This window comes from Psychrobacter sp. S4(2024) (assembly GCF_036861305.1).
Classification (GTDB): Bacteria; Pseudomonadota; Gammaproteobacteria; order Pseudomonadales; family Moraxellaceae; genus Psychrobacter; species Psychrobacter cryohalolentis.
Map to the genome: position 1 here is coordinate 522,723 of NZ_JAZAQR010000002.1, position 14,952 is coordinate 537,674.

Genomic DNA, 14,952 nt, shown 5'->3' on the forward strand with positions numbered 1-14,952 from the left:
AAGAATGATCAAATACTGATTAATAGGGCGCTGGCATGAGCTTGTAGCTGGCGGTCACCTTTTTAATAAATGAATAAAGGATAAAACGTTTATGCTATCTATACACGTCAGGCGCAAGGCGTCTGACTTAGTAGACACGAACCTTTGGCTCGATATAATCAACCGTTAATGGAATTTTACGAACCGGCTTATAGATAATCTTATTGCCTTCAGAATACCATAAGGTATGCTTCATCCAATCATTATCGTTACGACCGTTTGGTGCGTATTCATCATCTTCAGGACGATCATAGTCAGAGACACTGTGCGCGCCGCGGCTTTCATGACGCTGGGCCGCTGATATCATCGTCGCTTTTGCTACTTCGTAAAGATTGCCTACTTCAAAGGCTTCAATACGAGCAGTGTTAAAGACTTGTGATTTATCAGCCAAATGAATCTGATCAATCTTCTCGCCTAGCGCTAGGATTTTTGCAACGCCTTCATCCATCATCGCTTGTGTACGGAATACACTGGCATGCGTTTGCATGGTTGCACGAATCTCATCGGCAACGTCTTGCGCATTGTAGCCTGAAGTTGACTGTTGCAGCTTGTCTAAACGACCGACTGTGTAATCAAGGACGCGAGGATCAAGTGGCTTATAGTTATGATCCGCATGATGGAATTCATCAACGATGTGCTTACCTGCAGCGCGACCAAATACCAATAAATCAAGCAATGAGTTGGTACCTAAACGGTTGGCACCGTGGACACTGACGCATGCACATTCGCCAATTGCATAAAGACCTTTAACCACGTTGCCTTTTGCATATAGACCATCTTCATCCGTGCCTGCTTCTAGATCCGGTACAATCACTTGACCATGAATCGTGGTTGGAATACCACCCATCATATAGTGAATGGTTGGGATAACTGGAATTGGCTCTTTAGTGATGTCAACGTTGGCAAAGTTTTTACCAATCTCAAATACTGATGGTAGACGCTTCATGATGGTTTCAACGCCTAAATGCGTCATATCCATCACGATATGGTCAGCATTTGGACCACAACCACGGCCTTCTTTGATTTCTTGGTCCATAGAACGAGAAACCAAATCACGTGGTGCTAAGTCTTTAACCGTTGGCGCATAACGCTCCATGAACGCTTCGCCATCTTTATTACGTAAGATAGCGCCTTCACCGCGGCAACCTTCGGTCAATAGTACGCCTGCACCATGAACGCCGGTTGGATGGAACTGCCAAAATTCCATATCTTGTAATGGAATACCAGCACGAACTGCCATGCCAATACCGTCGCCTGTATTGATGTAAGCATTGGTAGATGCGGCAAAGATACGACCAGCACCACCTGTCGCTAGGACAGTAATTGGTGACTGGAATACAGCAACCGTACCAGTTTCTTGTTCAATCGCGATAACGCCATTGATATTACCAGCTTCATCTTTGATCAAATCAAGGGCAATCCACTCGATAAAGAACTCAGTACCTTGCTGTAGGTTTTTTTGATATAGCGTATGTAGTAGCGCGTGACCGGTACGGTCAGCAGCAGCACAAGCACGCTGTACGGCTTTTTCGCCATAGTTTGAGGTATGACCACCGAATGGACGCTGATAAATTGTGCCATCTTCATTACGGTCAAACGGCATGCCCATGTGCTCAAGCTCGTATACTACTTTTGGCGCTTCACGGCACATGTACTCAATCGCGTCTTGGTCACCCAACCAGTCTGACCCTTTAACGGTATCATAAAAGTGGAAATGCCAGTTATCGTTGCTCATGTTACCGAGACTTGCACCGATACCGCCCTGAGCTGCAACGGTATGCGAGCGGGTTGGGAATACTTTGGTTAAGACTGCAACCTTCATGCCGGCTTCAGCTAAGTGCAATGATGCACGCATACCTGAACCACCACCACCAACGATGACCGCGTCATAGTTTAGGGTTTTGATATTGCTAATGGTATTGTCTTGTCTAGTTGCCATTACGGTTTTCCTAATGCCTGTTAATACTTGCGAAGTAAATATAAGGACTGCTTAACCAGTTATTTATCCGAGCTGAATCATCGACTCAAAGCACGGATATGGATGATGTCATTGTATATAACTGGGTATCTAAGCCGCCTTCAACCACTTACTAAAATGTGCATATCTATCTGAGCGTTAAACAGCAACGACACCGAAGCCGTTACCCCAAAAAATCATGATGCCCCAGAATAAAAATACAAAAACGGCAATAATCATTAATGTCTGTAAGACCAAGCGTAGGCCAGCTGCGCTCGCGCCCAATTTACCGGTAGTGATATAGTCTGTGAATACGGTCCACATGCCAATCCATGCATGACCCGCAAGGGCTAGAACTGCTACTAAGCTAAATAGACGCATCGGTAAGCTGGTCATAAAATTTGACCATTCCGTGTAGCTCACATCGCCATGGGTCAAAAAGAAGCCCAATAGCACCACACTATAAACTGCTAAGACCACCGCACTGATACGTTGGACTATCCAATCACGTGAGCCTGAGCCGGTTAGACTGGTTGCGCTTTTTATTCCTGAATCGTTTCTCATTAGAACATCACCCATACAAATGACGCGACTATTAATATCGCTGCAATTACAAAGCTGATCATAGAGGCAGCACGGCCAGATTTCAGCTCTTCATTCATGCCCATATCAGCAAATAAATGCTTCATACCCATCACAAAGTGATAAGCGATGGCGGCGACGAAAATCCATGCCAAAAAGCGCACTAAAACATTGTCAAAAACGGTTTCAAAACTCTCAGGCGATGCCAAAGAATTCTGCAATAACCACAGCATGACTGGAATAAGTAAAAATAAAATGATGCCAGAGATACGATGCAAGATTGAAGCAATCGCAATCGGTGATCGATTAACACTAATCACTTGGCTGAGGGGCAGATCAATAGGTCGGTTGCTTTTCACAGCGGGCATCCTTTTTGCGGTTATGTCTGGTAGTTACTTATGATTTAGCAATCGTCTGCCAAATACACTGAGCACCACACAAGACGAATAAAGTAAGGAAGGAAGAGCTAGCTGACGTCATTTAATTTGCGCTAAATCTGAAAGTATACGGAGATTGACAGGGTCATTATGGGCATTCAACTATTGCTCAATAAACCCTTTCAACAATAAGCTTTCTACATATTAACAGACCACAAAACGAAGCACGGGATAAATCGATTAACTATTCTATTTTTACTGGTTCCCATTAACAAAAAAAAGACAACGCCATGGAGTCATCTCTATGTTATCCTTTTTTGTTAAGGTAAACTTCACTGTAGGCTATTTAAAAATAGAACAGTTAACAAGAATATTCAAGCGATAAGCTCGGTCTTGGTCTACAAAGTGATTATTCAATCGTAACAAAGTATGAGTGGAGCAAAGCCCCTTACCTACTTTATTAGGACAAGTCATCAATTTGCGCAAAGCTAGTGCCAGTTAAATCCCTCTAATTATAAAATGACTGAGCCCTAATTACAAATTTATCCCCTAAATAGTGGTTATTAGAGATTTATTAACAAAAAACTGGCTATTTGCAATATGAATTCATTAGTATTACTCAGGCTTAGTGACCTATAAAGCTAAACGAATGTATCAGCTAATGATGCTCTGTCTGTTTTATAGTAAATATTAGAAGATATCTCAGAAGAGTACTTGTTTAAAGCTGTCTCTTTATATCTAGGTTAATAATAATCATTACGCTATGATAAATAAGATGGTTTACAGTCAAATTACCTACTAGACATATTTTGATACAAAGTTTACAACCGATAAGCACTACTAGCGCACGTCTATTGGTGGTCTAGCAAGTAAAAGTCTTTTCAAAACTTAAGTAATAACTGCTAATATAGCCTGCATATTAAATAGGTCACATTCATTTTGGCCATTTGACTATTTATGATGCGAGGGTGTGCGTCACTATTATTTTTGTTCTAACAAGTTAAAACAATGGAGATTAAATTATGGCTGATAATCAAGCCACATTGACCGTAGATGGTAAGGACTACCAACTTCCTATTACTGAAGGTACTTTAGGGCCGTCAGTTATCGAAGTTGCTGCTTTCCAACAAGCTGGCTACTGGACCTATGATCCAGGCTTTATGGCAACTGCTCCTGTCGAATCGAAAATTACCTTCATTGATGGTGGTAAAGGCGAGCTATTGCATCGCGGCTATCCTATTGACCAGTTAGCAAACAATGCAGAATATCTAGAAGTGGCTTATGCACTGATTCATGGTGATCTGCCTAACGCTGAGCAAAAAGCCGATTTCTTTGAAAAAATTCGTAAGCATACTGGTGTTCATGATCAATTGCGTAAGTTCTTTGAAGGCTTCCGTCGTGACGCCCATCCAATGGCAATTATGGTTGGTGTCGTTGGTGCCTTATCTGCGTTTTATCATGAAGATTTAGACATCAGCAATGAAGAACATCGTGAAATTACCGCGATTCGTCTCATCGCTAAAATGCCTACACTTGCGGCAATGAGTTATAAATACTCACAAGGCGAACCATTCATGTATCCACGTAATGATTTCAATTATGCGGAAAACTTCTTATACATGATGTTTGCAACCCCTGCTGATGTTGATTATAAAACCAACGACGTTATCACGCGTGCTATGGACAAAATCTTCACCTTGCATGCTGACCATGAGCAAAATGCTTCAACGTCTACCGTACGTCTAGCAGGTTCTACTGGCGCCAATCCTTACGCTTGTATCGCTGCTGGTATCGCCGCCCTTTGGGGACCATCACATGGCGGCGCTAACGAAGCCGTACTTGAGATGCTAGATGAAATCGGTTCAGTAGAAAACGTTCCTGAGTTTATGGAAAAAGTGAAAAGCCGTGAAGTGAAACTGATGGGCTTTGGTCACCGTGTTTACAAAAACTTTGACCCACGTGCACAAGTGATGAAAGAGACTTGTGACGAAGTACTAGGCGCATTGGGTATCAATGATCCTAAGCTTGAGCTTGCTATGGCACTTGAGAAAATCGCTTTAGAAGACCCGTTCTTCGTTGAGCGTAACTTGTATCCAAACGTTGATTTTTACTCTGGTATTATCCTTAAAGCCATCGGTATCCCAACGTCAATGTTTACCGTTATCTTTTCACTAGCTCGTACTTCTGGTTGGATCAGCCATTGGTTAGAGATGCACAGCGCACCGTTCAAAATCGGTCGCCCACGTCAGTTATACACTGGTGAAACGCAGCGCGATTTCGTTAAAGTTGAAGACCGTAAATAGTAATTAAGCATGTGTAAAAATAAACAGCCATAAAAAATCTCGCCATGTGCGAGATTTTTTTATGGCTAAATTTAACGGATTACTTAAACTCTTTTAACGTTTGCTCATATTTAGCGATTTGTTCATCATAACCTTCAATCGTTTCATTGAATTTCGCCATCAGCATCTCAAATTCTTGTTGTTGGGTTTGTTTCATTTTTTGCATATCTAGTACTTGCTGGGCTTCTATCTGCTCCCAAACTTGATGCTGAATAATTAAACGTGCCAATGCAGGGCTTTTAGCACTGACTCTGCCAGCAATTTCTGCATCTTCAAAAAGCTGTGGTACTAAGGTTGCGATATTAATCAAAGTATCCGTATCCTGCGCATTCAGTGGCGTGGTCACTGGCTGATAAAGCGCTTCCATTGCTTGCTCATAGCGTTCTATAATCTGCTTTTCAGTTAATATCACAGGCTTACGTGGCTCTAAGCTAATACGCTTTAACACCGTTAAATCGCGCTCACCAACTTCGGTACTGGTGTTAATTTCATCGTTTATTTCAGTATCTGTCACAGAGTTGCCATTTGCTGCATCCTTTGCAGCTGCTACCGGATCTTGTGTTAGTTGTGGCGTAGCAGCTATAGCTCCTTGATCGCTGTTGTTAGCTGGCTGATTATTGCCAGTTGCAACAGTAGGCTCATCGACTAATAAAGCATTTTCACTGTCTGCAATATCAGCAGCTTGTAGCGACTCGTACTCTGCTTGCAGACGCCCCTGCAATGCCTGAAACTGGGTAACATATAAAGGTTGGAACTGCTCAATACGTGCTGCAGCAGAATCACTTTGCGCCATCGGTTGGCTGTCTTCTTCACTTGTTTGCTCACTGGTTTGGGGCTTATCCGCTACATTTTCTTCTGCTGCTTGCTGCTGACATCCGCTTAACAATAAGACACCAGTCAATGCCGCCGCCAGTAAGGCATTTGAGTGCTGTGGACACTCAATACCTTTATTGGTAAGGTTACCATAAACACCATTATCATGTTCTACTAGCCAAAATTTAAACATCTGAATTTATTTCCTGTGTTAAAAACAAAAATATCACATAGCTATATAGAGGTTAAGAATCAGTCGCGGCATGGTCTACTAGGCTCAAGATTAGTCGCAATTAAACCACTAAAAATGGAATGCAGCCTGCAAGATCTTGACAGTATTGTCCGCGCTGACGACGGACAAAATAGTCTTGTACCATGCGTGCCTGCTGCTCGATACCATATTTAAGAAAAGGCTTACCCATCTCTAGTACATAATTATAGCGACGATCGATAATAGCACCGCGTACCACCTTCAAGCCTTGTTGCAGCTGCCACACATGTGTCAACTCATGTATCAGCCAACCTTGTTTGCCCAATGGCGCTTGGCTAAAATCATCTATCCAATCTGATGCATGAAAATAAATATGACCATTAGGACTCACAGCGTAATGTTTGAGTACCCACCATGCTGTTTTCAGCTGAACGTCATCAAGTCTGAGGCTGTCACCAAAAACCGAACGTGCAAGAGTAATTTCACCTTCAGTAAGAGACCGCGCTTGTTGTTTAGCAGTTACTAAGTTAGCAGATGCTGAACTACGATTTAATAGACGCTTAAAAATCGACTGCAACATGACTACTATCATCCTTTATCTGTGATCTATCATTTTCGTAAAGTTAGTTAACACCTTAATAGGGATAATATAGATATAAATAAAGCGTTAAAGACATAAGCTGTACATTTAGCTGACTTTTATTAACGTGAATCTGCGTTAGCCTAGCTTTTATAATAATGTTAAAAACATCATGAATTATTACCTTATTTATGACTTATTGCTTAATCGCAATAAGGACAGCATTATAAAGACAAATATCAAAAACAGTAATTTGACTTTGAATACTATGGATAACTGTTTAATCTTACAATAAAAAGCTTTGAATCACAGAAGCTATAGAGAATTTTATGCCACCTAATTTTCATGCTGATACACCCCTCGCCCAGCGTATGCGCCCGACCACGCTTGATGCCATTATTGGTCAAGAGCACTTGTTAGCAGTAGGTGCTCCGCTAAGGCGCTTGGTAGAGCAAGGACACCTACCGTCTATTATTTTGCATGGAGAAGCAGGCATTGGCAAGACAACCATCGCTATGCTTTTGGCGGATGCCGTTGAACGACCCTTCCACGCACTATCTGCTTTAAATACTGGGGTTAAGCAGTTACGCGAGGTATTAGATACTAAGGATTCATTGAGTTTTGAGTCGCCGGTGGTCTTTATTGATGAGATTCATCGGTTTAATAAAGCTCAGCAAGATGCGCTACTTGGTGCAGTAGAGTCTGGCGATATCACCTTGATTGGCGCGACCACTGAAAATCCTTCCTTTAGTGTCAATAATGCCCTCTTGTCTCGTTGCCAAGTGTATCGCCTAGAGCCATTGACGCCTGAGCAAATCAGTGCGGTATTACAGCGGGCGCTTTTAGAAGATAATATACTGAAAAACCTATCGGTCGATTTGCAGGCGCAAGATACGATTAGCCAGTTGGCACATGGTGATGCACGAAAAGCCCTTAATTTATTAGAGCTGGCGATTCAAACGGCTGATACCAAGCAATCACCGCTCATTATCGACGATGCCTTAGTCGCTCGTGTCGCCCAGACTGCACTCGTACGCTATGATAAAGATGGTGAGCAGCATTATGATATGGTCTCAGCCATGATAAAGTCAGTGCGCGGCTCAGATCCTGACGCGGCACTATATTGGATGGCACGGATGCTGGTGGGCGGTGAGCCTGCCGACTTCATCGCGCGGCGTTTGGTAATTTTAGCCAGTGAAGATATCGGTAACGCCAACCCTAATGCCCTACTCCTTGCTGATGCGGCATTGCGCAGCGTGCAATCCATCGGCATGCCAGAATCACGTATTATCTTGGGGCAAGTGGTGGTCTATCTGGCAACCAGTGCCAAAAGTAATAGTACTTACAACGCTATCAATGCTGCGATGAGCTTGGCAGAAAAAGACGCCTCACCTGTGCCGCTACACCTACGTAATGGCGTGACCAAATTAATGCGCAATCAAGGCTATGGACAAGATTATATCTATCCCCACAATTATCCCAATCATTATTATGCGCAAAGTTATTTACCAGACAATTTAATCGGTACGCGCTTTTATGAATTTGCGGACAATCAGCGTGAGCAGCATAGCAAGCAGTTTATCGATTGGCTGAAAGACCAAGCGGCGAGTAATGACTAATCACTCAAAATATGACTGATTATATGCGGCGATCTATCAATTGTCGTTACCATTAGTGATACTAATCACGATTTTAGATAGACTGGCCTATATAGTTTCAAGATGAGGCAGCACAGTGGGATGAAAAGCGTTAAAATGTCCTCATAATGATGTGTAAGCAATGATTAGATAACGTCTACAGTTGATAAATTTGATCCAGCGCGTTTTGCTTAGCCACAACAGCGCTTTGTCGCATCTACTGCTACAATAGGCAGACAACGCTTTATATCCCATATTGACACCTATTTATATAATAAAATATTGAGATCTACTATGAGTTTAAATACGATTCCTGAGATTATCGAAGACATTCGTGCAGGTAAAATGGTCATCTTGATGGATGATGAAGACCGCGAAAACGAAGGCGATATTATCATGGCAGCGACCCACGTGCGCCCTGAAGATATCAACTTCATGATTACTCATGCACGTGGCTTAGTTTGTTTGACCTTGTCACAAGCACGTTGCCAGCAGTTGGCACTGCCACTCATGTCTGACCGTAATGAAGCAAAATTTAGTACCAATTTTACCGTTTCTATTGAAGCAGCTGAAGGCGTGACTACGGGCATCTCAGCCGCTGACCGCGCGCGTACCATTCAAGCAGCTGTCTCCTCTTCTGCAAAACCAGAAGATATCGTTCAGCCTGGGCATATTTTTCCAATCATGGCACAGAATGGTGGTGTCTTGCACCGCGCCGGACATACCGAAGCAGGTTGTGATTTGGCACGTCTTGCCGGACTTGAGCCAGCAGCAGTGATTGTAGAGATTATCAATGCGGATGGCACCATGGCACGCCGTGATGATCTTGAAGTATTTGCAAAGGAACATGATTTAAAAATTGGTACGATTGCTGATTTGATTAACTACCGTATTGCTAATGAGCAAACCGTCGAAGAAATTGCATCGCATCCGTTTGAGACCGAGTATGGCACTTTTACCTTACATCGTTTCCGTGAGTTCGGTGCAACTGAAACCCATTTAGCCTTGGTTAAAGGCGATGTGAGCCAAGGTATTAGCACTGTTCGCGTCCATGGTTTCCATCCTCTACGCGATTTATTCGCTGCCAAAAATGATACCACTGGTCGTAGCGGCTGGAGCGTACGCTCAGCATTAGAAGAGATCAGTGCATCAGAGCGTGGTGTCTTGGTTTGGATTGGCAATCATGAGCCGACTGACCTAGGTGATGCCTTGGACAAGGCGGCATTGAATGAAGCTCTGTCTACCATCACACAGCAACCATATCGCAGTATTGGTGTTGGCGCACAGATTTTGCGTCATTTAGGGGTACGTGATATGCGCCTCTTGTCCTCACCGATGAAGTTTTATGCCTTATCAGGTTTTGATTTGAACGTGGTTGATTTTGTCCATGCACCAAAGCAAGATTAATAGGCTTAATTAATAGAAACTTATGATCAATAAAAAAGGCGCATCAACTGAGGTTGGTGCGCCTTTTTTATTATTTGCTCAAAGCTTAACCACAAAGCATCATACTTAGAGTTGTGGGATATGACCGAACGTTGCTTCTAGAGCTAGTAGTCGTTCACGCTCCTCGTTCGTCCATGGCTTTTTATCTTGACCATTGCTCTCCAAGCGCACTATCACTGCCTCAGCGGTCGCAACGATGGCAGCTTGTGCCATACTATAATAGCTGTACTCGATTACTATGCTGGTGGTACCCAAACGCTGGCAACGAACGCCTAATAACAAGGTATCAGGAAAAATCACTGGGCGCAAATACTGGCAGCTTGATTGTGCCAATACCGTAACCATATTGCCATCAAACATGCCCAGCGCCTGCAAATAGTCAATACGGGCTGACTCAGCGTAGCGATAGTACACCACATTATTTAGGTGATTAAAGGCATCCATTTCACCCCAATGAATCGGCTGCTGATGGATAATAGGATAATGCGCTAGCTCTTCAGGACGATGATTATCCAAATTATCAATGATAGATGTTTGATTGAAAAGTTCCATAACTGCCTGTCTCTTATTTTTATAATACTTTAAAACAATAATACTTTAAAACAATAATACTTTAAAACAATAATACTTTAAAACAATCGTATAAATCAGTAGTGCATTAACGTTGCGGCTTATTTAAAATCTGTGAGGTTAATAATGGCGATGCTTTTGGTGCATTAACAATCAGTCTATCCAAATCTTCGATCACTTCTGGCATATTCTTAGGAGAGGATTTGGTCTGCAAGTCATTTTTTTCTGACTGTTGCTTGTTATCGATAGAAGCCTGTGACTCTGCTTGTTTAGGCATCAGCGTTTGCAGCTGCTTACGTGCTTGATTTAAATACATGACTAACTGATCACGATCATGCATGTTGCTGGCTTGGCTGGCTAGATTTAAGGTCATGATGGCTTCATGAATCGTCAGCTGCCGACGCGTTAAACGGCTATTGTCAGTAAATTGGCTCGTCGTTGTGTTTTTCTGTGGTGCACTGTTGAGCTCAGTATTAGCAGCACGCTCATGGCGATATAAAAAATCTTGGATATTTTGAATCGCAAGATTTTGTAGCTGCCAAGAGCTTGGCTGAGCGCTTCTCGCTTGTAAGCGCTCAATATCTTTAACCAAGCTTTGCTTGATGACGACCGTTAGTGCAGGCGCAATCTCGTTACTTTTTTGTGAAAGCTGCCAATGTAGACCTTGCAATAAATCAATCGCCGCACTGCCATTACTGTCTGCCAGCAACCTATCAGCAGCTTGTATCTGGATACGTAATAAATCAAGCTGATTTTGAGCTTGGCTATTGACTGCTGCACTAGTCGCTGGCAGCGTTTGTTGACTCATCGCAAATAAGCGGTCGTCCATCTCATTTAAACGGCTGACAACTTGCTCATTACTTTGCAAGCGCTCATTGACCGTATGCTGAAAACGCTGCTGACTGATATATAGCCACAGTAAGACGCCTATCAACAATAAAATAACCACCCATTGCAAGCGTAACAAGAACATATTTGCTTGCCGGCGCTGCTGAAGAGCAGAAGGATCTTTCGATAACGATTCAGAATTCATTGGCATAAGGCCACACCGTTCATGATTGATAAGGTTAAGCGTAAACAGTTGAGCAAGTAGTTTAAGTAATTTTAGAGTAGTAGCACGTTACGCTGAACGTCTCTTTTTTATCTCAAATTAACTATGTGTTAAATATTATAAGCTGGTTGTCTTAATAGCAGTGAGAATGGTTTCTGGCGCCAAATCCTCTACGCGCCAATAACTTAAATTTTGCTCAGCAACCATATTGGCTAAGCGCTCACCCAATACCACATAACAAAAGTCTGATAGTTTAAGTGGCGCATTGACTGACATTACTTGGTGTTCTGCTACTACATCGAATGTTTTGGCAGCCTGAACGATACTTTCCCAATGCTCAAATGCGGTACCACTACTTACAATGACAATGGGTTTTGCTTGCTGCGACGCGGTTATGCCAACGGTCGCATTTCGATTATTGAAATCTTGTAGCCATTGCTGATACTGCATCATGGCATCAATAGGCATTTTGCGCTCGTACCAAGCAATGCTATCGATATGCACACCGCGCGCTTGCAAAGTATCGACCAATAATCGTCGTCCACCAAGACCCCGCCACACGAGTAGCTTATCCCCCGCCTGCAGGCTATCAATCTCAGGCATCGCCAGCATACCTTCGTTATTAGCAATAGCAGGCTGTAGTACTTGATAACTGGCGTTTGCTAACTTTGCCTCATTTAACACCGTAGCAGTCGCTTCACCAACCGCAATCAGATGGCTTGGCGCTACTAAAATATTAGAGCTACCTTCTATAGCCTCTACTTCTTTATCAGTCGCGCCATTAGCTTGGTGCTCACGCTCACGCTCACGCTCAAGCAACTGCCAAATAGCCAACCCTGAGGCTGCCGCTGTCGGGCTCACGATGACCAGTGCTTGATACTCGCCTGCTAGCCATTGGCGCATCAGTATCATATCACTATCAGTGGTCAAACGCGGTTGCAGTGTCAACATCGGCATATCAACAACCGACATACCTGCCGCTTGTAAATGTCGCGTCAGTGGGGCGGCACGCTCGACTGGGCGCGTATTGATGACGATCTGCGGCAGCAATAATGGCGTATTAATTGGTTGATTTGAATCCGTGGACTTAGATGATGACCAAGACATAAATATACCGTGAAAAAAGCAAATAGAGTTAGCACCATCATAGAGTCATCTAAACCATGATAACTCTATGACTGAGTTGATAATGGTGATCCAGTGTTATACAGACTAGCTATTATTCAGGATGATAGATTGCTGATAAAATCTCACCAGCACCTGCTTGTAATAACATCTCAGCAACTTCGATACCCAACTGGTTGGCTTGGGCTTCTTGCTCAGCTTGACTGCCCATCAACGTCTGGCGCTTGTCCACCTTAAGCAGCTCACTACCATCTTCTTGACCAACGCGACCGCGCAGCCATAAGGTATCGCCAGCATCGTTGTTACCATTGTCATTATCATTGCTATCATTATCAGCAGCCAATGCATCTGCCTTTTGTAATACAGCATAAGCGGCGATAGGTACTTGGCAACCACCTTGTAGATGACGATTTAATGCGCGCTCAGCGATTAAGCGGATACGGGCTTTGTCGTCATTGAGTGGTGCCAATAATTTTAATACGTCAGCATCATCTTCACGACATTCAATTGCTAACGCGCCTTGCCCAACTGCTGGCAAGCAAATATTGATATCCAACTCACTACGAATACGTGCATCAAGCTCAATGCGCTGTAGACCACTAGTCGCCAAAATAATCGCATCATACTCGCACGCATCTAACTTGCTTAGTCGCGTGCCGACATTGCCGCGTAGGGTTTTAATTTGCAAATCGGGACGATAAGCTTTGATTTGACACTGACGCCGCAAACTTGCGGTTCCTACTACTGCCCCTTGTGGCAACTCATCGATACTATGATAAGTATTCGATACAAAAGCGTCGGTTGGTGAAGCACGTTTGCAATAAACGCCTAGCGTCAACCCTTCTGGTAAATCCATGGGCACGTCTTTGAGTGAGTGCACCGCGATATCTGCTTGCTTGTCATACAGTGCTTGCTCAAGCTCTTTAACAAATAAACCTTTCCCACCAATTTTAGCCAGTGGCGTATCCAAAATTTTGTCACCTTTAGTGACGATTTTTAGCAGATTGATGGTCATTTCAGGATACAAAGCTAGTAATCGATCACGAATATGCTCAGCTTGCCATAATGCCAGTGGGCTCTGGCGCGTAGCGATATTTAAGGTAGTCAAAGCAGGTTGCTGCATGGTGCTCATAAAAGGCCTCAATAATTTTAATACTAAACGGTCATTGCTCGACGATAATGTGAGTTTTTCGCCCAAGATGGGGCGTAAAAATGGTTTATAACGATAATAATGCAAAAAAAATACCCCTATTTAAGCATAAATAAGGGTTTGATGATATGGCGTGATTATTTTAGGAGACAAAGTGAGGCATGCTTAGATGTTTTGAATCTTTTCGCGCAGCCCTGGTAAATGGCGGCGGCTCACTGCTAAAGTCTCATCAATTCCTTTAAAATGTAGCTGATATTGGCCGGCATCTAAAGTCTCTAAAAAATCTAAATATTTGATATTGATGATAGCGTTACGATGTACCCGGAACAGCTTGTCTTCAAACTCTTGCTCAAGCTCTTTTAAGGTGTCATCAATGAGCACGATGCCATCCTTGTGCCGTACTTTGACGTACTTCTGATCTGCCGTAAAATAGTAGATGTCTTTGAGTTTTATCAGCTCAACACCGCGATGGGTACGCGCTGCAATATGTTCGCGCACTGGACGAGACGTTGGACTTTCAAGTTTACGAATCTCATTGAGCTGTGCAGCATTGAGATTGGTGGCTTTTTCTAGGGCTTCGAGCAACTCATCTTTATTGGCAGGCTTTAGCAAGTAACCAATAGCATTGGCTTTCAAAGCGGCAATGGCATAATGATCATAGGCCGTCACAAAGATGATTGCGGGCGGATGTTGCAGCTTAGCAAGCTCTTGCGCACACTGTACGCCATCCATCTCAGGCATACGAATATCTAGCAATATGATGTCTGGCTGCTGAGATTTTACGGCACTAATGGCTTCGATACCCGTCTTTGCTTGGGCAACCACCTCATGACCTGACTCTTTAACAATCCTAACCAAACGTTCACGAGCTAATGGTTCATCATCACAAACTACGATCCGCATGCAAGCTCCTTTCAAGGGCATACTTTGAACATATATTTAAAAATATCAATAATATATTAGCACTTGTAACCTATCATTTAGTATAGGGAAATAATGGTTTTTGATAATAGATTTACCTTAATCAGACTTATCATCTGTCCATACTATTCGTGCGATATAATAAATGCTG

13 protein-coding genes are annotated in these 14,952 nt (G+C 43.1%); 3 read left to right on the forward strand and 10 right to left on the reverse strand.

Annotated features, from left to right (window positions below; translation table 11 throughout):
- Window positions 1–127 precede the first annotated feature (127 nt).
- From sdhA to sdhC, 3 genes are all read right to left on the reverse strand, one after another.
- Window positions 128–1,978: a succinate dehydrogenase flavoprotein subunit gene (sdhA, locus tag VLA57_RS07130; protein WP_011512484.1), complete on the reverse strand. Its 1,851-nt coding sequence runs from the start codon at window positions 1,976–1,978 to the stop codon at window positions 128–130.
- Between the two features lie 177 nt (window positions 1,979–2,155).
- Window positions 2,156–2,542: a succinate dehydrogenase, hydrophobic membrane anchor protein gene (gene sdhD, locus VLA57_RS07135; RefSeq protein ID WP_262880863.1), complete on the reverse strand. Its 387-nt coding sequence runs from the start codon at window positions 2,540–2,542 to the stop codon at window positions 2,156–2,158.
- Window positions 2,543–2,559: 17 nt separating this feature from the next.
- On the reverse strand, window positions 2,560–2,946 hold the full coding sequence (sdhC, locus tag VLA57_RS07140) for a succinate dehydrogenase, cytochrome b556 subunit (protein WP_011512482.1): 387 nt from the start codon (window positions 2,944–2,946) through the stop codon (window positions 2,560–2,562).
- 1,031 nt (window positions 2,947–3,977) lie between these two features.
- Here sdhC and gltA point away from each other — a divergent pair.
- Complete coding sequence (gene gltA / locus VLA57_RS07145; RefSeq protein ID WP_011512481.1) at window positions 3,978–5,258, forward strand: citrate synthase; 1,281 nt, start codon at window positions 3,978–3,980, stop codon at window positions 5,256–5,258.
- A gap of 79 nt (window positions 5,259–5,337) precedes the next feature.
- On the opposite strand, the gene VLA57_RS07150 is transcribed toward gltA, so the two are convergent.
- Both VLA57_RS07150 and VLA57_RS07155 read right to left on the reverse strand, forming a co-directional pair.
- Window positions 5,338–6,303: a hypothetical protein gene (locus VLA57_RS07150; RefSeq protein ID WP_333954721.1), complete on the reverse strand. Its 966-nt coding sequence runs from the start codon at window positions 6,301–6,303 to the stop codon at window positions 5,338–5,340.
- A gap of 100 nt (window positions 6,304–6,403) precedes the next feature.
- Complete coding sequence (locus VLA57_RS07155) at window positions 6,404–6,901, reverse strand: type IV secretion protein Rhs (protein ID WP_333954722.1); 498 nt, start codon at window positions 6,899–6,901, stop codon at window positions 6,404–6,406.
- A 329-nt stretch (window positions 6,902–7,230) separates the two neighbouring features.
- Here VLA57_RS07155 and VLA57_RS07160 point away from each other — a divergent pair, with 329 nt between their 5' ends.
- Together VLA57_RS07160 and ribBA are read left to right on the forward strand one after the other, a co-directional pair.
- Entirely contained in the window at window positions 7,231–8,520 is a 1,290-nt protein-coding gene (locus VLA57_RS07160) for a replication-associated recombination protein A (RefSeq protein ID WP_333954723.1), read from the forward strand.
- A 312-nt stretch (window positions 8,521–8,832) separates the two neighbouring features.
- Entirely contained in the window at window positions 8,833–9,945 is a 1,113-nt protein-coding gene (ribBA, locus tag VLA57_RS07165) for a bifunctional 3,4-dihydroxy-2-butanone-4-phosphate synthase/GTP cyclohydrolase II (RefSeq protein ID WP_011512477.1), read from the forward strand.
- 105 nt (window positions 9,946–10,050) lie between these two features.
- Here the strand turns inward: ribBA and VLA57_RS07170 are convergent, their stop codons facing one another.
- The 5 genes from VLA57_RS07170 to VLA57_RS07190 form a co-directional block, all read right to left on the reverse strand.
- Window positions 10,051–10,536 (reverse strand): acyl-CoA thioesterase, encoded by a 486-nt coding sequence (locus VLA57_RS07170; protein ID WP_201530566.1) that lies wholly within the window; start codon window positions 10,534–10,536, stop codon window positions 10,051–10,053.
- A gap of 106 nt (window positions 10,537–10,642) precedes the next feature.
- Complete coding sequence (locus VLA57_RS07175) at window positions 10,643–11,593, reverse strand: hypothetical protein (protein WP_201530567.1); 951 nt, start codon at window positions 11,591–11,593, stop codon at window positions 10,643–10,645.
- A 129-nt stretch (window positions 11,594–11,722) separates the two neighbouring features.
- Window positions 11,723–12,712 carry a uroporphyrinogen-III synthase gene (locus tag VLA57_RS07180; RefSeq protein ID WP_333954724.1) on the reverse strand — a complete coding sequence of 330 codons (990 nt, stop codon included), beginning with the start codon at window positions 12,710–12,712 and terminating at the stop codon, window positions 11,723–11,725.
- Window positions 12,713–12,824: 112 nt separating this feature from the next.
- Entirely contained in the window at window positions 12,825–13,862 is a 1,038-nt protein-coding gene (gene hemC / locus VLA57_RS07185) for a hydroxymethylbilane synthase (protein ID WP_333954725.1), read from the reverse strand.
- Between the two features lie 183 nt (window positions 13,863–14,045).
- Entirely contained in the window at window positions 14,046–14,783 is a 738-nt protein-coding gene (locus VLA57_RS07190) for a LytR/AlgR family response regulator transcription factor (RefSeq protein ID WP_011512472.1), read from the reverse strand.
- Window positions 14,784–14,952: the final 169 nt, after the last annotated feature.